General features: G+C 43.5%; 7 protein-coding genes. 1 reads left to right on the top strand and 6 read right to left on the bottom strand.

Features of this window, described 5'->3' with window-relative positions; translation table 11 throughout:
• Nucleotides 1-2 precede the first annotated feature (2 nt).
• Nucleotides 3-11,363 carry a YodL domain-containing protein gene (locus DW938_RS06200; RefSeq protein ID WP_118124218.1) on the top strand — a complete coding sequence of 3,787 codons (11,361 nt, stop codon included), beginning with the start codon at nt 3-5 and terminating at the stop codon, nt 11,361-11,363.
• Nucleotides 11,364-11,640: 277 nt separating this feature from the next.
• Here DW938_RS06200 and DW938_RS06210 read toward each other — a convergent pair whose 3' ends face one another.
• Genes DW938_RS06210 through DW938_RS06235 form a run of 6 tightly spaced genes read right to left on the bottom strand, consistent with a single transcriptional unit; the run spans nt 11,641 to nt 23,453 of the window.
• Nucleotides 11,641-12,762, bottom strand: a complete 1,122-nt coding sequence (locus DW938_RS06210; RefSeq protein ID WP_118124219.1) for a cysteine desulfurase family protein — start codon at nt 12,760-12,762, stop codon at nt 11,641-11,643.
• An 8-nt stretch (nt 12,763-12,770) separates the two neighbouring features.
• Nucleotides 12,771-12,980 carry a hypothetical protein gene (locus DW938_RS06215; RefSeq protein ID WP_117927143.1) on the bottom strand — a complete coding sequence of 70 codons (210 nt, stop codon included), beginning with the start codon at nt 12,978-12,980 and terminating at the stop codon, nt 12,771-12,773.
• Entirely contained in the window at nt 12,977-14,446 is a 1,470-nt protein-coding gene (gene brxL, locus DW938_RS06220; RefSeq protein ID WP_118124220.1) for a BREX system Lon protease-like protein BrxL, read from the bottom strand. Before brxL ends, DW938_RS06215 begins: the two co-directional genes overlap by 4 nt.
• Nucleotides 14,447-14,458: 12 nt before the next feature.
• A complete protein-coding gene (gene pglZ / locus DW938_RS06225) occupies nt 14,459-16,852 on the bottom strand; it encodes a BREX-4 system phosphatase PglZ (protein WP_118124221.1) in 2,394 nt (797 codons plus the stop codon).
• Nucleotides 16,852-21,069 carry a hypothetical protein gene (locus tag DW938_RS06230; protein WP_118124222.1) on the bottom strand — a complete coding sequence of 1,406 codons (4,218 nt, stop codon included), beginning with the start codon at nt 21,067-21,069 and terminating at the stop codon, nt 16,852-16,854. Before DW938_RS06230 ends, pglZ begins: the two co-directional genes overlap by 1 nt.
• A 17-nt stretch (nt 21,070-21,086) precedes the next feature.
• A complete protein-coding gene (locus tag DW938_RS06235; RefSeq protein ID WP_118124223.1) occupies nt 21,087-23,453 on the bottom strand; it encodes a phosphoadenosine phosphosulfate reductase family protein in 2,367 nt (788 codons plus the stop codon).
• Between the last annotated feature and the right edge of the window lie 17 nt (nt 23,454-23,470).

The following is a 23,470-nucleotide window of genomic DNA, read 5'->3' on the forward strand; positions in this document are numbered from 1 at the left end:
AGATGAGAATTACTGATGAGCAGAAAGAAAGGGCGAACCTCGTCAATCTTCCTCAGTTCCTCATGTCTCACGGCTTTGACCTGAAAAAGGTCGGCAAAGAGTATGTGTGGAAGGAACATGACAGCCTGCATATCAAGGATAACGGTCCGGGAGAACGTGGTCAATGGTTCAGGTTCAGCGAAAATAAGGGCGGCGATAATATCGGCTTACTCCGAGAATATATGGATATGTCCTTTCTTGATGCCGTCGAAGCTTTGACCGGAGAACACGTTGACCGCACCTATACTCCGTCCCGCACATACGAATCGAAACCTGTTCAGCAAACGGCAAGAGGGCTTTCCCTTGCCGAAGCTGATAATTGCAGGCGTGTGTTTGCGTATCTGTGCAAGACCAGAAGACTTGACTATGATATGCTTTCCGCACTTGTAAAGAAAGGCACTATCTCTCAGGAAGAAAAGACAGGCAATGTACTTTTCAAGTATTATGACGATCGGGGCAAAGTCATCGGTGCGGAAAAGGTCGGCACATCAACGGAGCATAAATTCAAAGGCATTGCAACAGGCTCGGCTGGCGGTCACGGATTTGAGGTAGTATGCGGCACTGGCGAAAAGGCTTTTTTCTTTGAATCGGCAATAGATATGCTTTCCTATCTGCAAATGCACAGCAAAGAGCTTGATAATTGCAGGCTTGTTTCCATGATGGGTGTGAAGCCGAGTATCGTCCTTGATACGATGCTCCGTCATAATATCGCTCCTGAGAATGTGTTTTTATGCTCCGATAACGATACGGCAGGTAACAAATTTGCTCGGCGTTTGCAGGAGCAGTATCCCGATATGAAGCGTATCGTTACTCCCGATATATATAAAGACTGGAACGATATGCTCAGGGATATTCCAAAACAGATAGAAGTAGAACAAGAGACTAAGACAAAGGAGGTTAACAGCGTGGCTGACATTATTACATACGGCAACAAAATGTGGAATAATGCGACAGACAACAGAGATAAGTCGCTGATATCAATGCATCTTGCAGACTTTCAGCGTGTGCGAGATACACTTGAAAGATCGGGCATCAATTACTATGCCTATGAAATGAACGGTACTGTTCGTATGGCGGTAAATGATAAAGACACCGACTGGCTGAGAAATATCCTCGGTAATGTCAATATTACAAAATCCAACAGACCTTATTCTCCGCCCGAAAAAAACATCTTCGGTAGTGCGGAGTATCGTTATATCTCAAACAAGGAGTATCTCTCCGCAGATCGTGACCTTGTGCTGAAAATGGCTGAGATCATGGCAAAGCGTGGTATGCAGTTTTCGGGCAGAGTCTATCCGTCCGGCAAGGGTACGCTGACTGTAAGTCACGCTGACCTCTTTGCTGTCCGCAACATCAGGGACGAAGTTGTGAATATGCGTAAGCAGTTTGCAAGTCCCGATAAGGCGCAGGAAGTCGGCAACCGTGACTATCGTGCGAATCGTGATACTCATTATTATATGAGCAAGCTCACACCTGAGCAGTTCAGAGAGGTCAAGCCGTTCCTCGAAACAAATGTGAGCTATCATGCTGTTGTCCGTGACGGAAAGGTCGCATTTGCGGTCGATAAGGAAAATGCTCTTGCATTTCACAGAGCTTTGGAGAACGCTGTCCGTGAGACGAATATGCTTCGCAAAATGGCTGACCTCGGTCTGCCTATGGAGCAGAATATCGCACTTTCACACGTAGTTCACCGTCTTGCCGTTGAGGATATGAAGCTTGACCTTGCTGATTTCTTTGACAGCAGATACGATGAAGCACAGTTCGGTGAGATGCTTTCGCTTGTGAACGCATATATCGCTCAGACACCGGCTGAACGATACGGCGAAAACAGCAAGCTGACCGATATGCTTGAAGCAAAGTCGAGCTTTGACCGCAGTATGGAGCTTTCGGACTTCTTTTCTCAGCACGACTTTTCCGATGAACAAAGGGCCGCTATTACGGCAATGTTCGTGGGCGATGTTACAAGAGGACAGATCGACAGTATTGACGAAACTTTCACGGCTGAGGATATTCAAGCGTATGATGAGATTCTGCATAATGCATTGCAGGAATCCGATGTTGCAGACTTCCTGACTGCCCATAAGCAGACGGTCATTGACCGTGAGAACGCAAACAGAATTCCCACTGAGGAAGAAGTCCTGTTTCCGAAGGCTGACCTTGCCCGTTTCCTTGCGGAGCATACTTTGTCCTCCGATGATTGGGAAAGCATGGCATATCCGCTGTTTGAACGGGGTTATCTTGAAAAGCACCAGCCCAGCGATAATTCTTCTTTCGGCTATCATCTGCCCGAAAAAGAGCTGTATGCACTTGCGGAGCGTTATCATCAGGGTGATGATATTCGCCGTGAGCTTGCGCTCGGTCTGATGATCCACGCTTCTGACAATATCGCTGACAAAGACAGGATAGAGTTTGTCTTTGAGGACGGAAAGATCTCTGACCGAACCTATTATTATGCCGAAAATCTCCGTCACTCTCTGCATTTGGAGATGACAGATGACGGCTACAACTGTTCATTCGGTGGTATGGAGCGCTTTGTTTCCTTAGAGGAGATCGGGCAGGCATTTCTTGACCGCACCCATGAGGAGTTCAATGACCTTGCTTTCTGGTGGGTTCGTGATGATATGCTCGATGCTATCCCCGATATTTCCGATGAAAAAATTGCTGACCTTCTGACAGCGTTTGACGGTGCAGCACTCCACGGCTGGGAGGCTGGCGATAATCAGCCTAAACTTAACCGTATCAAGAAGGCTCTCCATGATATTCTCGGTGATGAAGTTCAGACCGAAAACGCTTTTGCTATCATCGCAAAGGAAAAGTATAATGTTACTTTCGAGCCTGAAAGAAAGCCAGACAGCCTTGAATTTCAGTTCGGTTATTCTAAGGACGGCAATGACCGCTGGTTTACCGAAAGCGGTCTGCTGAGTGACTTTGCGGAGGAACACGGCGAGATCAGCTTTGCCTTTGCAAATGCTCTTATGGAGTATCTTGACGATAAACAGCATAAGGAGCGTATGATCCCCGACCTTAATGCAGGCTACTACAAGAAAACAAACTTTGAGATCAGGGCTGTTGTGGACGGACAGGAGTTCAATTTCTCCAATAGGTTTGATATCGGTGACGGCAAGGGTTCGGGCGGTGAAAGTCTCATTGACCATATCCGCACTATCTGTGAAAATGCCGTAGCTTCGACGAATTATCCCTACAATACACCTGAAAGCAAGGAAACTCCCCGAAATATGCTGAATGTCCTTGTTCCTTATCTGGAATCCCATTCTGCGCTTACCGCTGAGGAACATAAGATACTTGACGATTTCAAAGAGAAAAATCCTATCCGCACCATTGATGATGTGGAAAAGGCACAGGGTAAGTTTCAGATCTATCAGCTCCCAGGCGGTGAGAAGTATCACGGTGTCCGCTTTGAGGGGCTTGACAGGCTGAAAGCAGAGGGCGTACAGCTCAATAAAGACGATTATGAGCTTGTATATGAGGGCATTGTCGGAGAGTTTAGAGGGAATGCAACTATTGAGGGCATTTTTACTCAGTTCAACACCTATCACCCCGAAGATTTTCGTGGTCATTCGCTATCGGTTTCCGATGTTATCGTTATTTCCATGGACGATAAGGACACGGCATATTATTGCGACAGTTTCGGCTTTACGGAAATGCCCGAATTTTTCCTTGAAAAAGAAAGGACACAGGAAAAGTCTGCGCCGTCTGTTGCCGATCTCGTTGTCGGTGATATTATAATGTATGACGGAGCTCGTCGTGAGGTCGAGAAGATCAGCGAAAAGAGCATTTCTATGAAAGACCTTGATGCTCCCGACTATGGCGGTATTCTGCTCGGCACTTCCGATGTGCTTGCATATGACGGCTGGCAGCAGGATATGGAGGAAAAGGGCTTTGAGATTCTGTCTAAGGCTGAAAAGTCTGCGGTCGATTCTCCCGAAAAGGCAGAACCGGAGGATAAAGGTTCGGTATCGCTCCGCAAGGTCGGAGACTTCTATGAGATGTACGGCAAAAATGCGGAGATCGGTGCAGAAGTCCTCGGACTGCGTATGCTGTCAAAGAACGGTTCTCCTATGGTTGGTTTCCCCAATCATGTCAAGGACGAATACTCTGCAAAGTTGAGAGAAGCAGGATATACCGTCCTGATCGAACAGGCATTTGAGTTGAATCCTCCGAAGCGTGAGGCTGAAAAGCTCCAAACTCTGCAACAGGTGGTCGATAAGTTCTTCGGCACGGACTGTGAATCTGTGGAAACTGAGGGCGGTACATGGAAACTGGCTATTACTGACGGAGAAAAGGTCGGAGAGCTGTTTTACGGCGGTGAGCCTGTCTGCGGTATTTATAACCGTGGCGATAAAATGGAGATCGAGCCGTACCGTGAGCTTTCCACTTTTTCGAAGCTCCTGCAAACGGCTATGATAGAGCATAACCCTGACAAGCCCGTGGAGATCATGGACTTTCAGCGCACCTTTGAAACTCCGCTTGATAAGGCAAAGTGGCTTATCAATGATTTCTGTGAAGCGGAATACCGTGAGGGTGCTGACTTCTCCAATCTTCACAATGTCGGTCTTGCGTTTACCACGCTGACCGATGATGAGCTGCCCATTCAGGTGACGGCTGACCTCATTGACTATAAGATCACCTATGAATTTGACGGCGAGGTTTACAATACGGAGCAGTATGACAGTATCGAGCAGATGATCGAGAACGGTCTGATGGGACTGGACTTCTCCGACCTCGTTTCCGTTCCCGATGAAGTCATTGAGCGTCATACTGGCAAGGACGAACAGACGGTTGACCTTATGAGCGATGCTGCCGATATTTCCGATATTTCTTCTCCTGTCGATGATGTGCCTGCGGTCACGCTGAAATACAAGGGTGATGCTGAAAGCCTTGACGAGATCAAAGACAAGGCACTTTCCCTCGGTGCGACTGTTATCGTGGATAACGCTGAGTGTATCATTTCAATTGATACCTATGAGAATCACACGTCAGAGCTTAACTTGCTTGCTTATGAGCTGGGTGTTATGCGCGTTAATGATGCTTCTGCGGTGGAGACACCTGTTGAGGATACTGCGGTTATTGATAAACCTCTGTTTACCGATGAAACAGTCATTGACGAAATTCAGCGAAATGAGCAAGATGATGTGCCGTTTTGGGAGAATCCCGATATTGAGGGCGAACAGCTTTCTTTATTTGGCGATTCCGAACCGCTGACGGCTTCAAATACTGAAAAGGAAAAATCCAAATCCGAGTTTTCCAAAGGTCCGGTAGTTGACAGTGTTCAGGTCTATGAAGCTCTCGCAGCAGAAATTGACCGTGGTACAGGATTCGTTCACGGTAAGCTCCGTGTGCAGGACTTCTATGAGGAACAGCACCCGACTGTACAACAGTTGGCTGATTTTTTGAAAAAGGAGTACGGCACGGGCGGTCATAGCGGTGAGGGGAAAATCTCGCTTGTGGACTACAATTCACAGGGTATTACTTTCAGCTTTGAGAACGGCGAAAAGTTCCGTCATTCGTGGTACAATGTTGCGACAATGACCGAAGCACGGCTCAAGGACGATACCTATCTTTCGGCTGAACAGAAAGCAGAGAGGGCGACACTCAAAGCGGAGCAATCTGCTGAAGAACGTACCTCACACGATACTGTGGAAGTCGGTGACCAATTTCGTCACAAGATTACTGGCGAGGTTTCTGAGGTTGTATCGCTGACAGGTGCGTTGCCGTTCTATACGGACGATTGCACTGTCTCAAGAGAAAGCGGCGGCTTTGTTATTACGGAGAATATCTCCTATGATAAGCTTCTGAACAGCGGAATGTATGAGTATATCGGCAGAAATGATCCTGAAAAGGAGCAGCCTGCACATATGAAACCTGAGCCTGTTGCTGATGTTACACCCGAAACAGAAAAGCCCGATATTCCCGATGTAAAGAACCTGTCTCAGCTCAAAAGGGCTATCAAGCCGGGCATGATGTTTGAGATCAGTGATCATCTCCGTCCTGAGTGCGTAGGAGAACGCAGAATCGTTACGGGTGTAAGCACCGTTGATTTTACTTCCCGAAAGCTCAATGAAAACGGAGAGCCTGCGGGCAAGGATATTCACATGGAATTTGACCGTGCAAAGAACTGGACTTTCGACGGCGGCGAGCTGACCTCTCGGCTCGACAACGGCGATATGCTCATGTCATTCCATTTTATTGACGGCTTGGAGCGTACCAAAGAGCCGGAGCGTGAGACTATTACAGCAGAGGCTGTCAGTGCTGATGAACCTGTTGCAGAAGAAAGCACCACGCCTGCACCAACTCCCGATAAGGGCGATAACTTCACGATCACCGATGATAACCTCGGTGACGGCGGTGCTAAGATGAAGTTCAGAGCCAATGTCGATGCGATCAGAACGCTGAAAACGCTTGAAGCGGAAAAGCGTCCTGCAACGGCTGAGGAAAAAGAAATCTTGTCGAAATATGTAGGCTGGGGTGCTTTGGCTAAGGCTTTTGATAAGAACGATGAGAAGTGGGCCACAGAGTATAAGGAGCTTTCCGAGTTGCTGACTCCGCAGGAATATGCTCAGGCACGTTCAACGGTAAATGATGCGTTTTACACTAGCCCGACAGTTATCGACGGAATTTTTGAAGCTCTCGGCAATTTTGGCTTTGACGGCGGCAACATATTAGAGCCAGCAATGGGTATTGGAAACTTTTTCGGACGTATGCCTGAAGCTATGCAAGCTAATTCTCAGCTCTACGGCGTAGAGATCGACTCGTTGTCGGGCAGAATCGCTCATGCACTCTATCCCGATGCAGATATTTCGATTCAGGGCTTTGAAAAGAACCATTTTCAAAATGGCAGCTTTGATGTGGCTGTCGGTAATGTTCCGTTCGGTGAGCTTGGTTTCCGTGATACCGTCCATGATACCACGAAACTGCATGACTATTTCTTTGCAGAAGCTCTCTCAAAGCTCAAAGACGGCGGTATCATGGCATTTGTGACCTCGGCAGGCACACTTGACAAGCGTGACGAGACTACAAGGCAAATGTTGGCTGACAAGGCTGACTTCATCGGTGCGATCAGACTTCCGGGCGGTAAGAATGGTGCTTTCAAGTATAATGCAGGCACGGAAGTCACTACGGACATTATCTTCCTGAAAAAGCACGAAGGCAAGTCACTTGCCGAAATGTCCGATATTCCCGATTGGGTACATATTGGTGAAACGGCTGACGGTCTGCCGATCAACAAATATTTTGAACAGCACCCTGATATGGTGCTTGGCACTGTGGTCGAGGGCAACAAGCTCTACGGTTCAGGCACTATGGTGGTGGCTGAGGACGGCTTTGACTTGAAATCGGCACTCCATGAAGCAGTCGGCAAACTCTCGGCGGAGATCAGTCATGAGCGTGGCAGAGATGTATATGCAAAGACCGCTGACGGCGTTCAGGTACAGGTTTCGTCCAATCTGCGTAATTACAGCTTTTTTATGTCTGACGATCAGGTGTTCTTCAAGAAAAATAACGCTGCCTGCGAGTTCCGTTTCGATACGGGAACAGCACAGCACAAGCGTTTCAAGGCGTTTATCGAGCTTCGTGACCTCACCCGTGAGCTGATCGAAGCTATGGAGCTTGACAAGCCTGACAGCGTTATCAAGGATTTGCAGGCAAAGCTTAATGTGGCGTATGATGATTTCTACAAGAAGTACGGTATTATTCATTCTCAGACGAATAAGCGGTATTTCAGCGAAGATGTGTCATATAACCTTGTGGCAGGGCTTGAAAAGAGCTATGATAAGACAAAACTCCTTGCAAAGTCCGATATTTTCACAAAGAGAACGATCGTTCCGCCAAAAGCGGTCGATCATGTAGACACGGCACTTGAAGCACTCACGCTCTCCGTTGCGGAAAAGGCAAGGGTTGACTTTTCGTACATGAGTGGATTGACGAGTATGACGGAGGACGAACTGAAGCGTGACCTGACAGGGGCGATTTTCAAGATACCCCATACGGAGAACGGTTATCAGACGGCTTCGGAGTACCTTTCGGGCGATATTTGCAAGAAACTTCGTGAAGCTGAGGAGATCGCTGAGTACGATCCTGATTTCAATATCAACGTATCGGCACTGAAACAGGCTATGCCCGAACCGCTGAAAGCAGGAGATATTGATATTAAGCTCGGTGCAGCTTGGCTTGATCCGAAGTATTACGAACAGTTCATGTATGAGCTGTTGCAGACACCAGCGTATCAGCGGAGTGACAGTTCGTCTGCTCGGTGGAACAAGTCTGCTATTGTCGGCGTGGAGTATTCGGTTCACGCTAACTCTTTCCATGTCAGCAACAAGTCTTCCGACAGGTCGGTGCTTGCTACGCAGAAATACGGCTCTCACAAGATAAACGCTTATGACATCTTTGAACATTTGCTGAATCTGCAAGAGCCAAAGGTATATAAGACTATCGAGGTTCCGGACGGCTTGGGCGATACAAAGGAAAAGCGTGTAGTGGATATAGATGCTACCCGTGTCGTACAGCGTAAAGCCGATGATATTCGCAAAGCTTTCAAGGCGTGGATATTCAAAGATCCGCAACGCCGTGAAGCTATCGTAGAGAAGTATAACGAACTTTTCAACAGTATCCGTCCCCGTGAGTTCGATGGCTCGGCTCTTTCCTTCCCGATGATGACTTCGGATATTAAGCTCCACGACCATCAAAAGAACGCAATCGTTCATGCGATGTTTGGCGGTAATACGCTGTTTGCACACTGCGTGGGTGCGGGCAAAACCTTTGAAATGATCGCAACGGCGATGGAAAGCAAGCGATTAGGTTTGTGTACTAAGAGCCTGTTTGCCGTGCCGAATCATCTGACGGAGCAGATCGGTGACGATTTTCAGAAGCTCTATCCGGGAGCAAATATTCTTGTTGCTACCAAAAAGGACTTTCAGAAAGCAAATCGTCAGCAGCTCTTTGCTAAGATAGCTACCGGAAACTACGATGCAGTTATTATCGGTCATTCTCAGCTCGGTAAAATCCCTGTTTCTAAGGAAAGACAGGTCATGACGATCCAGAGCCAGATCGATGATATTCTCCGTGGTATCGAGGAGCTTAAAAAGAGCGAAGGCTCTAAGTTTCAGATCAAGGCTATGGAGCGTACCCGTAAAAGTCTGCAAAAGCAGCTTGATAAGCTCGAAAAGGCTAATCAGGACGATACGCTTACCTTTGAACAGCTCGGTATTGACAGGCTTTTCGTCGATGAAGCACAAGAATTCAAGAATTTGTTCGTGGCAACAAAATTGCAGAATGTAGCCGGAATCTCCAACTCCGCTTCTCAAAAAGCTCTCGATTTGTTTCTCAAATGCCGTTATCTCGATGAAAAGACTGGCGGCAAGGGCGTGATCTTCGCAACCGGCACGCCTCTCAGCAACAGCATTACAGAACTTCACACCATGATGCGGTATTTGGAGTATGACTTCCTGAACAATCACGGATTACAGCACTTTGACAACTGGGTAGCAGTCTTTGGAGACCAGAAAACCGATTGGGAGTTAAAGCCTGCGGGCAATGGCTTCAAGGAGCGTACCCGTATCGCCAATTATACAGGTCTGCCCGAACTGATGAGTATGTTTAAGCAGGTCGCTGACATTCGTACTGCGGATACGCTGAAACTTGATGTGCCTGACTGTGAATATCAGGTGGTTCAAGTCGAAGCCACTCCGTTCCAGCAGGAGCTTGTTCAAGAGCTTGCCGACAGAGCTGATGCTATCAATGCAGGCAATGTTGATCCCACGATCGACAATATGCTCAAGATCACGTCGGACGGTAGGAAGCTTGGTCTTGATCCTCGTCTGATTGATTCGTCATTTGAAGATAACCCCGATACAAAGCTCAACCGCTGTGTAGAGAATGTTGCCCGTATCCACGCTGAAACGGCTGAGGACAGGCTCACGCAGATCATCTTCTGTGATTTGGGCGTTCCGCACAAGGCAACAGGAGAAGCAGAGGCCGAGGGCGAAGATGCCGACGATGCTAAAGATAAGAAATCTATTGCTGAGGTTGAATCATTGGAGGAAGAATGCGATTTTTGCGTTTATGACGATATTCGTGACAAGCTGATCGCAAGGGGTATCCCTGCGGAGGAAATTGCATACATTCACGATGCGAAAACTGAACAGCAGAAATCCGATCTTTTTGATAAAGTCCGTAATGGTGAGATTCGTGTTCTGCTCGGTTCTACGGCAAAAATGGGTACGGGTACTAACGTACAGAAACGGCTTATCGCAGTCCATGACCTCGATATTCCGTGGAGACCGGCTGATCTGGAACAGCGCGCCGGAAGAATTATCCGTCAAGGCAATGAAAACAAGCAGGTACAGATCTTCCGCTATGTCACCAAAGGCACATTCGACGCTTATTCCTATCAGACTTTGGAGAATAAGCAGAAGTTTATCTCTCAGATCATGACGAGCAAAACTCCTGCGAGAAAGTGCGAAGATGTAGACCAGCAGGCTCTTACATATTCGGAGATCAAAGCTCTCTGCACGGGTGACGAGCGCATCAAAGAAAAGCTGATGCTTGAAAATGAAGTGAAAGAACTGAGGGTACTTGCTGCGGAACACCGCAACACGGTATTTGAAATGGAGGACAAGATCGCTCTGTTCCCTGAACAGGAACAGAAACTTACTGCGATACTTACTGATCTCCATACAGACCGTGAAGCACTCCGCAAGCTTCCAATTGATCCTGAGAGAAAACTGCCCGTATTCAAGATCACCGTTGGTGAGACAAAATACACCGACAGGAAAGAAGCAGCTAAGGCTCTCGAAGATGCTGTACTGGCTATAAAGTATGCCGATACGCCTGTTAAGGTCGGTTCGTTCCAAGGTTTTGACCTGACTGTTACAGTCAACAGCAATATGATGGGTGGTGGTATGTCGGCTTGCCTTAAAGGTGCCACTTCGCATACTACGAAGCTGATTGAGAGTTTTACCCATAATCTGAACCGACTTGAAGCCGCCTTATACAACATTGACAGCAGAATTGAGCGTACTCAGACTGACCTTGCAAAACTCAGGCTTGACCATGAGGAAGCCCAAAAGATCGTAGCAGAGCCGTTCCCTCAGCAGAAGGAGCTTGATACTAAGGAGCAAAGGCTGAAAGTCCTGACCGATGAGTTGAATCAGGCTGCTATCGAAGCAAAGAAGAATGCCCCGAAGCGTAATAAGACTTGCTACTTTGAGAGGGCGAAGATGAAGCGTGATGCTGCAAGGCTCGCTAAGAAGCCGAAAACTCCCAAGGACAAGGCTAAGGGCAGAGGTAAGCAAGGAATTGAATAAGCAACTTTGAACCCAGTGGATTCAAAGTGAAAGCGGAGGTGACGATAAAGTTCCTCCGCTTTTTTACTCTGATGTATTTTTATACTTAACAAAAGGGACTTGCTTGGTTTTAGCTCCAATTTTAATGCGTTTAAGGCAGAAAATCATGTCTGGAGTTCTATAGAAAAATCCTGTTCCCTTTAGCCAACTAATACCACATTCACAATGCTTTAGCCCTATAAACTGCTGCCGCATCTTTCTACCGCATTCAGGGCAAAATGAGCTGCTTTTCATTGCTTCATATCTTTGATAGTTTTATAAGCGTTTCGGCTATAGCTTTTACTTCTTCCTCGGTGTTGTGTTTGCCAAGGGTGATACGAATAGTCCCTTCGCAATAATCCTCCGGTACACCGATAGCCTGTATTACATGAGAAACTTGCTGATTATGACTGTCGCAAGCTGAGCCTGTAGAAACGCATATACCTTTAAGATCAAGCATATGCATCAGTCCTTCGCCACTTTTCCCTTTTATTGATAGATTTATATTGCCGGGCAGTCGGTTTGTTGGATGCCCATTAAGAATGAATGGGACATTTGATGCTTCTAATATTGAAAGTAATTCTTCTGATAAACGACGCAAGTGTTTTGCATTCTGTTCCATTTCAATTATGTTTTTCCTTAATGCAACAGTCATCCCTACGATTGCAGGAACATTTTCAGTTCCAGCTCTCATACCAAACTCTTGTGAGCCACCATTATGAAAAGGCTGTAATACCCTTTCTTTACAGTACAAGAAACCAATACCTTTGGGACCGTTGAACTTATGAGCGGATGCGGATAACATATCAATGCCCAGCACTTTTACGTCAATCGGAATATGTCCGACTGCCTGAACTGCATCTGTGTGGAATAAAGCACCATGAGAGTGTGCTATTTGAGCAAGCTCTTTGATTGGTTCTATTGTTCCAATTTCGTTGTTTGTTGTCATGACGGAAACAAGCCCTGTTCGATCTGATATGTATCTATTTAATGTATCTGTTGCTACAACACCTTTGCAATCTACTGGCAAGTATGCAACAGGGTGCTTAAGTCTTTCAATGTCGTAACAAGAATTGAGGATTGCGTGATGCTCGATTTGCGAAGTGATAACAGCTTTATAGTCATAATCAGAAAGAGCAAAGCCCTTAATTGCCCAATTATCGCTTTCTGTACCGCCAGAAGTAAAATAGATTTGTTCAGGTTCAGCATTAATGCATTCGGCAATCGTCTTGCGAGCTGCTTTTATAGCCTGTTTTGCTTTCTTTGAATAGCTATACGCTCCTGATGGATTAGCGTAGTTTTCAAGCAGAAACGGCTTCATCGCTTCAAATGCATCTGTATCTAATTGAGTTGTTGCCGCATTATCAGCGTATATCACCATACTTCACCTCACAAAAACAACGTACAGCCTTCTTCTTTGAATTCTTCAATCTTATCTAATATATCTTGAACACCTACATCAAGTACGCTTGCAAGGCAATCAAGACAGTAGAAGTTTTCTGTATCCTCTCCTATAAGTTTAAGATTGATACCAACTTCATCTTTTGATAGATCCTTTTTACCGCACGATATACATGGTGATGCCTTTACTTTTTTCATTCTTCGTCAAGTTCCTCTACATCAAAATCGGGAACAGTTTTCCCTTGTAACTTCTCGTCAGAAAAGCCCATTTGAATGCGGACTATCGCTCTCATATCCATTGCGGGCTTTAAGCAATAATTCCAAAAATCGCTTCTGCTAATGTCACTTGGTTTTCTGACTTTAGGGAATAGTAACTTCAAGAAGGCTGTGCAGATTTTCTTGATAGCTTCTGTATCTCTTGTATCAGAGTCGGGTGGCATTACGATAAGCTTATCGACAATGACTCTGTACGATGCATCATCACGAAGCTCGTGCATTATTGTTGCAAAGTATTCCGAGTTAAGCGCCCAGCCCTGTGCCTTCATATCATCTTTCATTCTTGGTAAATCCCAGCCCTTTATGAAGCCGTGAATTCTGTCAAGGAATTGTGGCTGGTGGAAAGGCTTCGGCAACTCTACACACATATTGACGTATTCGTTCTGCTTATCAGAAGATATATTACCAAGAAAGATGATTCCTGCATCGACATTCACTTCATGATTATCAGGAGCGCGATATTTACCGTTCTCCATAATTGCTTGAAGTGCAGACTGAATCTCGGCATCTTTCATGTATTCAGCTTCTCTTATCTCGTCCAAAGCGACATAATCTCTGAAAGCGACAACTCCTTCTTTTTTAGTTGTCAGATCATATATTAGCTTTGAACGTGTAACTTTTCCTGAAACAAGCCAACCATACCTTGAAATCTGACCAAACAGATAAGACTTACCCGTTCCAGGAGGAGCAAGTTCCATAAGGTTAACTCTTTTTTCAACGAAAGGCAGAAGACGCTGAACCATAGTGAGCTTTTGCTCAAAGGACTCATATCCTTCCGGATTATAGTCAACAGCAGAAAGTATAATGTCTACCCACTCTGTCAGAGAGAAGTCCTCGTTTGCAGACTTATAATCTTCCAATGATACTTCATAGGGACAAAAATCCTGATAGCTTACAAGTTTGATCTTGCCAGGATCTTTTTCATCTTCGGGCATATAGTATCCTATTTCAATAATGCCCCAATTCTCCTCGGATTTCAATAGCTCATCGCAACATTCATCCCAAACTTCTCTCGGAATAATTGTTTCTTTGAACTCAAGACCGAAATCCGGCAGCCTAAACGTGACAAGCTGATTCTTGATATTTATGTTTACAGAGATTTTTCCCAAGAATTTGACTGCCTCATGGAAATTCACAACACGGTTCAGAATGCTTTTCCATTCTTCTTTCTTTGGAATGAATTGCTTAATAAACTCACTCGCACCGTCTGTGTCTATCTCTCCATCTTCATCTTGAAAGCGCTTAATTACCCAATCACGCATAAATGATGGCAATTTGAATGAGGAAATGAAGTTGCTCTTTTTCAGGTCTTTATACAGAACCATTTCATCAAACGCATCTCGAAGTCTATCAATGAAGTCAGCACTCTGATATTCTAATTCGCTCATACAGACCTCCGATTATGAAAAGAAATCCTTTGCTGTGCCTACTGCTTTCTTTGTTTCAAACGTCATATCTTGTTGTATGAGTGAATCGCCATCATACAAATCAGCAGTAAATTTTCCACTACGTTTTATTTCAGGAATATCAAACTTGTAGTGTTTAGTATCGACATTTCCACTACAACTGCACTCACAGGAGAATGCAGGATTTGTAATGCCCTTGATTATCAGCTTTGGAGCTGCTATCATCAAGTTAGAATGAACCACAACAGAAACAATTTCTTTGTTATGAAACTCAATATATTTGCTTACGAAATAAATGTCCGTCTTTTCAGGCTTTAATGTAAGTTCAATGATAGGAACAACGGTTTCTTCGAGTGTTGCTCCGCCATGTACTTCAACATTTGCCGGACGACCGCCTTTGAAACGATCATAATTTGCAAGGATAGCAAAGCCATTCTCATATACACCCTCAGAAATGTTTGGATCAGAAGATGTCGGACAGCATCTTCCGCTATGACTACCGTTGCATTCTAAAGTGTGCATCTTACATTCTGATTGGTGTATTACAGATAACCTGCTTGCACCATGATCTGATATAATGATTATCTTCTTAAATTCCTGATTAATGAGCATCTCTTTGAGCTGTTTAAGTTCTTTATCAATAATCTCAAGCTCTAAAAACAGATGAACCGGCTCTTTACATTTTCGATAATCGAATTCTTTACTATGGTGCTTCAGCTCGTCAAGCTCCTTAGTGCCAGGTAGTTTTAGCTCTCCATTATCATCAGGAACAAGTTTGAAGAATTTCTTGAATTCAAGATTTTGTGATGTTATAGAGGGAAGCTCGCAGTGAGCTACATGAATGACAAACTGCAATCCATATGTTTTGCATCTATCAATGATAAATGCTAAGTATTCCACACCCAAAGCATCAAAGAAATGGATTTGAGCATCACTTTTATCAATATCATTCACGATGCTGATTCTTGGAAGTAATTTAGTAAATGGACGCATTACAGCGTTATTATCAACCACTTCCATGAACTCAGGATAAATCCTGTTTGTGACTTTTTGGAGTTTATAGTCATGGAAGTAGTCTGTGAGCATTGATAGCAAATCCGTATCATTTGACGGGTTAGGTGTGTTTCGCTCATCGAATTTAAACCCATTCAGGTAAACATATAAATCGTGGAAAGCATATTCGGTAACAGTACGAATCTCAGATTCAGTGTATGAATACTCTGGTTTTCCAAGATAGAATAAAAATGCTCTTTTTTCCTTATAGCTTAAATCTGTAAGATAATAGATAGCATTTTTTTCGTATTTTCCTACATGATCGCAGTACTCTTGCGTTAATACGCTATTATCGGGGAGCTTTTCTATGATTCGTTTCCTTTCTTTATACAAGGATACGAAATTTGAATCATCATGCTTATAATCCAACAGCATCATATAGACCAAATCTATAAGCTCATTTAAGGACTGACTTTTCTTTACAGCAAGGGAGAGATATGTGTTTTCCTTAACGCCAAATATCTTCATTGCAAGCCAAAGATACCATGCCTTCTCCGATTTCAGATCATCAAAGACATCATCTATCAGCATAGACAAATTAACGGTACTTCCTAATACAGTATCAATAGCAGCGGATAATGGACCGTGTTCTTTTAATATGTTTGATAAGCTCGTCCATTGTGCGTCAGTACCCCAGCTTTGCTCCAATGATGCCTTTATCTCCGGATGATTTCTGCACAAAATTGTGAAAATACCATTTATGGTATCCACAGGCATCATTGCATTTTTGAATAACGTAGATGAATAATGAGTATGAACAATAAGCTCGGATTTCAACGAAGAATCATTACAATATGACATATTCTCTAACATGGAAAAGAGTTTGGAAATTCCCTTTATCACCGAAGAATCCTTCTCTAATTCAGAGGATTGTGTCAATGTTATCTTAGGTAAACAGATTTGTGGCTTCTCTAATATAACCGTGCGGTGGTCAGGTCTTCCTCCGTCAGCACTAATAGCATTACTTAGAATGCTGCTACAACCGTAGATGATTATAACAACATGACCATGTACTGACATTTGCAGAAGTGTTGATACAGATTTCTTTAACGCCTGTTCTCCACGAAGCATATAATATGGCGATAATCCGAGGACAACTCCATTGTCAGCAGAAGCGACATGAGTGAGCAATTCACTTTCATTAGGAAGATTGTCCCCATTACAGTAGTCTGATACCCTAATAATCTTTTTATTACTGTCCGCTTGCATTTTAGAACAAATATCTTGCAATATCGTTGCATCATCTATATTAGCTATGAACGGATAACCACTTACCTCGGAATTAAAGTAAGCGATTATCTCGTTGAAACAGCTTTCTGCATCGTAACAACGCATTATTTACCATCTTCTCCTTTAAGAATCTGTATGCCGAATTCAGCATCTTCGTCAATTCTGCGTTTCAAATACTCTCGGAGTTGAGCGGTATCCATTCGATCAATTATCTGACTTGCCTTTTCGCTTCCTCGGAGCTTGTACTCCTTATCAACCATAGACTTCAGATATTTTTGGACTTCACTGCTGCCGAACCAATAGTAAGGCGACTCCTGCAATAGCTTGGCTCTGAGTTTACTTCTTATATCGTTGACATCGGTCAAAAGGACAGAATTTGTGCCTACAATAAGCTCCATAAAGAGTCTGTCTCTCTCACTGCCATCTGATAATCTATCATAAAAATCAGTACTATTCATAAACTCAATAGCAGCTTTTGCGTCATCCTCAGAGGGATTTGAACTCTTAATAATATCGAAAATTCTACGAGCAATCGGACGCTGTTCCTCTGAAACCATGCAGAGAATTGGTGTGTTATACTTTTCAGACCATTCTACAGGATCTTTGGTACCAGTCTTTTCATGCCAAAGTGCCTGCATTTTCTTCTTCCATTGGCTTAGGATATACTCGTCGATCTTACCCTGAACAAAATTATAATACTCGGTTTTACCTTTTGTGAACTGTCCGGCAGGCAGACTGTTATAAATCTCAGCAATTTCGTAATCACTCAGATCACTAAGTAAAGAGTTAGCGTCTGCCTTGAAATACGGAACTTGATCCTTATAGAAAGCATCGAAGTTTTCTCTTTGAGTGAGAAGCAGATCATAGAATTTCTGCTTATTCTGCTCTGCAATTGCGTTGTTTCTCTTAATAGAACTTAATTCCCAAAGGAAAAGTCCTAAATCGCCAACCTGCTTTGCCACAACCTCACAAGGCATCTTAATGTTGTTAGTACGTCTGTTCCACTCGGATATTGTATCCTGCAATGTGGCACAAGAGGAAAGGCTCTTGTTGCTTTCTCTGATGATCTTGTATTCAAGAATTACGCCTAAGATTTTTTCGTCTGCTGTTTGTGTACTCCACACCCAATTACCGTCACCTGCATTGAACTTTTTCTTCACTTCATCAATGTAAGCTCCGTTATCGTTGATTTCAGCAGCTAATTGTCTCAGTTCTCCGCCTTTATATTGTTCTATGTATGCAATCATACCATCTCTGCACTTGTTGTCACTCATCAAGCCTTTGAGGTCATCAATTATAGACGGCGATTCTTCAAAAGCCTCACCAATACGTTCTGCCAGTTTGCTTTCCGATTCCTGAGTGCCATTTGCAGTATTGGCTATTCCTGTGTAGCAATCGATCACTTCTTCGATAGTAGATTTCGGATTAGCAAGCTGTTCGTTATCAATAAGATACTTTACGCACCAGATCGGGAACTGTAAGTTTTTCATTTTAATCCTAACCTGATCTCTGGTCGCTTCAATAGAAGTACACATTGACTCAGGAATACCGAATATGGCAGAAGAACCCTTTAGGAAACTTCTCATGCTTGAGGTCATAGTAACGATAAATTCGTCTTTGTAGTTCTTTGACGGGTTATTCTTCTGATTCAGAGCGTTGGCAATCATAATTTTCATCTTGTCAACGGTCATAGTTTCGGTATTAGAATGGTTGCTCCAGAAATAATTTGAGGTAGCATATTCTTTAAGGCAGAAACCAAGTACAAATGACGTAATAGAAGTCGGCATAAATCCAAACGGTTGCTTCTCCATCTCGTTTAAAATGGTCATAATGCTGACTTCACCGTTATTGTTTTTGAAGCTATCCTCGATGATTTCTTCGATTCTTGTCTTAACCTTAACGATTACAAGGCTTTGCTTGGTGCTATCCTTCCAGTAATCATCAACTTTCCATGCTCCTGAAAGTGCATTTTCGATGCTCAAATTCTTATTTGCAACATGGTATGCACTCTTGGTTTCCTGCTTTATACCGAGTTCAGCACCCTGAGAAAGATTAAATGCACTGTACAGCGTAGCATTCAGGCTGTACTGCTCAAGGCAGGAAACGTATGTCTGAAAATCGTAGCGCTTCAGAGCTTCCTGTAAATCGGACAGGTTAGCTTTTCTCTCACCATTAGGATTTTGAGGAGTGAAGAACGTGAACGCTCCATTTGTGATATTCTGCTTCCATTGACGTAACACACCGTCAGCCTGATCTTGGAAATGCTTTGCCTGATTGCCGTCCTTTGTAGAGTAATACTTACTGAACGCAAGAGCTTCTATGTACTGATCATAGAGATCTTTTCCCATAGGGGTAAGTGTTTCGATAAAGAGAACATCATTATTTGGTGATGATACTGCTTTCAGGATATGATTTTTTACTTGTTGTGCTTCAATGTCATTCAAAGCGAATGTGATAATAATCTTGAATCGCTCCGTGTAGGAATGTCTTAGCTGATTATTCAATGCTGTCGTAAATCCGCTTTCCGATGCGAATTCGGGCTTGTATCTCATTTCTACAGGCTTAGGAATGACGACAGAGTCGGCTAATCCTGCGATAGTAATCAGGCTTGTTGTCTTTGTTTCAGCAATAGCCTGATCACGGTATTTCTTGATACCGTCGCCAACATTACCATTTGCAACGCAATATTCTTTTTTACCGTTCGCCATAGGTTTCTCGAAGATAAGCCCTTTTTCACGGAGTCCCTCAGCGATAGCCTTTGCCTTACCGACACTCCAATCCGTTCCTCTGAACGAAAGGTCAAGTGTTTCGGCATTAGGCGACAGCAAATCATCATTCGATATTCTTACCGATACTGCCTGTAAAATCAGGATTGTCTTTAATACTTTTTGTTCTTCCGGAAGAAGACTCTCGGATTTCAGACCGTCATAGCTAAGGAAAATTCCACGTACATCGTCACTAAGTCCGCTGACCTGTTTCCCACAGAAAAAGTCCCACAACATATCAACGGTCAAAATATTCATTCTATCGAAAGGGCTATAATTATTAATAAACCACTTAAACCCCTGTGAATCGCTGCTTTCATTGATGACGAAGTCAAACATACTGCGTTGATTAGAGTTAAACATACTCGCAATCTGACGGAGTATAAGGGCAGCATAAGGGTGAATAGGCGCAACGCCCTGAAGATCATCGTCCGTGAAAGTTGACTTCTTACTTGACGAAGCTCTTTCAAAACTCAGTATACGCTTTCTGACCTCAGACAATCTGCCATTAACAGCGGGCAGAATTTTTGTATTCCATTCCTCAGCAGGAACAGGATCGCTTGTGGTCTTCATTGCCTGATGCAAAAGTTTGAAAGCTGTATTCTCAGGCAGAGAAATTTCAACTGGCTTCTGGAATCTGTCAAGGAATTTCTTTGCTGCCTTAGAGTCAGCAAATACCTTTTCCGCTTCGTGTGTTACAATAATGAAGTAGAACGGGTGTGAATTGCTGATTTCAAGCAGAGTTTGGAAACCAGTAAGTCCCATAGGGTGATTTTGCAAAAATTCAGAAAACTCGTCCCACGCAAAAATAATAGCTTTGATATTGTTCTTTTCAATAATATCCTTGATCCAATCGGACATAGCATTGGTGTCTTTCAGGATACCATACTGACCAATATTCTTCATCACAGTCATTACCTTGCGGAGCATTTCCTCGGACTGCTTAGCATTATCACCAGTAATGATCCTCTCGACGTCATCAACGGACATCTCAGGAAATTCCCAGGCATAATCGTCCTCTTTGATAAGACTGTCAAAATATGTTCTGTTGATGGGTTTGCTTATATACTCAAGGAAGGAGTCCTTCATAGAAGCTGAACCCTGATTATCAATACCGTTTTCATCCAGAGCTGCCATTACGCTCTGCTGAACTGCAAGAACAAGGTCAGTTTCAGTTGTAATATCAGATGAACCAATTCTATGGATAGTGATGATCTTTCCACTGTTCTTCATAGCGATGAACTTATTGAGGAGGTCATTGGAAAGGTTCTGATCTGTAAAGTAATCAGTGATTTCCTCGTTTTTTGCTTTTAGCATAGAGATAAGGGTAAGCAGCAGATGTGACTTACCAGAACCATACGGTCCCCATGTAAACATTGAGAGAGGACTCAATCCGTTTACCATATCGCAAGCCTGTTTCAGAACAGCGATAAACGAATCGTTTGCAAAATAGTTCTTCCAATTAACCTTGCCCTCTTTAATGAGTGCTTCGGTTACCTGTGGAAAGTATTTAGGATCTATTTGAAAGTATTCTTTGTATAACTTTTTCTCAGCCATGTCAATACCCCTTTGTATTAAAACAGATTAAGCACATCCTCAGCAGACTTATCCTCTGAAAGCGTGATCGTTTCAAGGTCAAGTGTGAACGAAGCACGGATAAACTCAGGATAGTGTGTGCTAAGGTTGTTAAGAAGCCCGATCATCGTGTCTCTGTCAAGTCCGAACATACGGGAAGGGCTTATACCGTCTCTTTCAAGCGAATCGTCCATAAGCGTCGAGAGAGAGAACTGATAATATCCGTCACACGCTTCGGCAAACTTGAAAAGAGCGTAGAGGATTACTTCGGGGATCGGGTGCTGCCAAGTAGTACGCTGAATCTCAATGAGAACTCTATTAGAGCTTTTTTCTTTAAGGAGGCATACTCCTAATCCTAAAGCCTTGCCGAGAATCTCATTGGAAGCGAAAATATTCTTAAAAGCAGAGACAATGTGTTTCTGAGAGTTTTCAGAAGCTACTTTATCTGACAGCATACTCTGAAGCTGAACAGGAGTGTAGGTCATTCCACAAGAAGTATTCATAACCCACCAATTAAGCTCTGCTGTATAAGCAAGATTGCTGATAATGATACCCCATGCAGCTTCTGTCTCAATTCCGATGGTAGCTATTTTTTCGCCAAAAGGAGTTATCGTATTTTTCTTCGGAAGAGTAATTCCAGCATCCGACAAAAAACTTTTCATATTCTTGATTTTATTCGTTCCAAGTTCATTATCTTCCCAAAATCCGTCCTTCTTGGTAAAATAATCAACTACCCACTCATACTCAATGCCGATATTACCATAACGGTCTACGCTACCCATTTTCTTATCTCCTTTCGGTAATCTAAGTGAATTTGCAACTAAACAACCATGAAAAACGTCATGGCATTTTTTGCATTTTACGCACTTATTGTCAATTGTAACCTTGCCCTCGTGCATTTTTATGAACCCGTTAGGACAGTTTGCTTCGCATACATGACATCCGATGCAGTATGCTGATTTTCTGAATACGGTCTTCAATGCCGAGCCAAAGAATATATCCGTTTTTGAGTTATCACTCAAATCCACGGTGAAAACCTGTTGTTTGCCCTTGATTCTGCGACTGATAGTGTAGCTTTTTTTCTCATAAACGATCTCTATCGCAGAATCAGAGATACTTATTACATCTCCGATCGTTTTTATCCATTCACGCCAGTCAGTCCTTTCTCGGAGAAGGGTGATGGTCAGGATTCCTTTTTCAAGTGACTCATTGCAAAAATCCTCAGAAATATTGAGTTCTCGTCCACTTCTTCTCGCTTTCCAGCCACCAGTTTCCATGAAATCTATCTTGTCTTTTTCTGTTGCAAACACTTTAGATGTTGTTTCTAAAATAATGTCTGTATACATAGTGGTGGATAACCGTGATTTAGGATCTCCACCATACGATTGTTCCTTGAAAAAGAAATTTTTGTAAGCTGCCATAGGACATACAAGGCAGCCGGCACGACTATTTCCTTTTTTATATGTCTCATTTAATAGCAAGTCATTATCATAGATGTATAAAAAAACCTCGGCTGAACTCCAATTAAGTATGGCGTGACAGCTATATTGTCCTTTATGCTTTCCACCGTATGTCACATCATCATATTGGCTTCTTGACGAGCTTTCATCTGCTCTTATTCCGGTGAAAGCCATTCCTCTAAAAGAAGGATTGTTTGTAAGCTCTCTTAATGCTAATATTTGAGGAGCTGTCTTGTGTACACTGCAGCACCATCGCATAGTTTGAGATGGTGAACCAAATTCACGCCATGTAATTTCAGGCGGTTGCTCTGATTTAGAAACTATGAAGTTTATATTTTCTGCTGCACATAACTCTTTTTGTTTTTCGACCAAAGCGTATGTATCTTCAAATTCCATTTGAGTATCGCCAAAAAGAACAAGAAAGGAATCATGTGGTAATGCTCTTTGCACAAGATCAAGCGCTACTACGCTATCTTTTCCTCCGCTAAATGCAACGTAATATACATCTATCTTATTCCGATACTCCATATATGTATTGTAAATCTTTTGAATAGTTTCCTGAACGAGTGTTTCAAGTATATTCCTGTTCTTGTCGCACATCGCCTTTATGTCAACAAACTGGAGCATATCACCAGAAGGTTCGGGAGTATCAAGTATTACGATTTCAGGTTTAGTATATATAGAGCCGCCCTTTGTTTTAGCGACAAGTTTTCCACGGTAATAATAGTTGTTTGCTTCCGCCCACATAATCGGCGCAGAATCATCATGTGGATAATTCCAATGCTGATCGAAACCGAGAATGTCAAGCTCACGGGAGTAGACAGGACGAGGTTCTTTGCTGAATTTCGACTGATTTGTGGTCAGTAGTATTCCTCCTGTCTGATCGTCCCATATATATTCGTACATTGGTTACTTCTTCCTTC

Origin of the sequence: Ruminococcus sp. AM43-6, assembly GCF_003461785.1 — a bacterium.
Classification (GTDB): domain Bacteria; phylum Bacillota; class Clostridia; order Oscillospirales; family Ruminococcaceae; genus Hominimerdicola; species Hominimerdicola aceti.

Coding starts and splice junctions, on each gene's coding strand:
- DW938_RS06200 (WP_118124218.1), top strand. CDS start 3: ATGAGAATTACTGATGAGCAGAAAGAAAGGGCGAACCTCGTCAATCTT.
- DW938_RS06215 (WP_117927143.1), bottom strand. CDS start 12,980: ATGAAAAAAGTAAAGGCATCACCATGTATATCGTGCGGTAAAAAGGAT.
- DW938_RS06235 (WP_118124223.1), bottom strand. CDS start 23,453: ATGTACGAATATATATGGGACGATCAGACAGGAGGAATACTACTGACC.
- DW938_RS06210 (WP_118124219.1), bottom strand. CDS start 12,762: ATGGTGATATACGCTGATAATGCGGCAACAACTCAATTAGATACAGAT.
- pglZ (WP_118124221.1), bottom strand. CDS start 16,852: ATGCGTTGTTACGATGCAGAAAGCTGTTTCAACGAGATAATCGCTTAC.
- brxL (WP_118124220.1), bottom strand. CDS start 14,446: ATGAGCGAATTAGAATATCAGAGTGCTGACTTCATTGATAGACTTCGA.
- DW938_RS06230 (WP_118124222.1), bottom strand. CDS start 21,069: ATGGCTGAGAAAAAGTTATACAAAGAATACTTTCAAATAGATCCTAAA.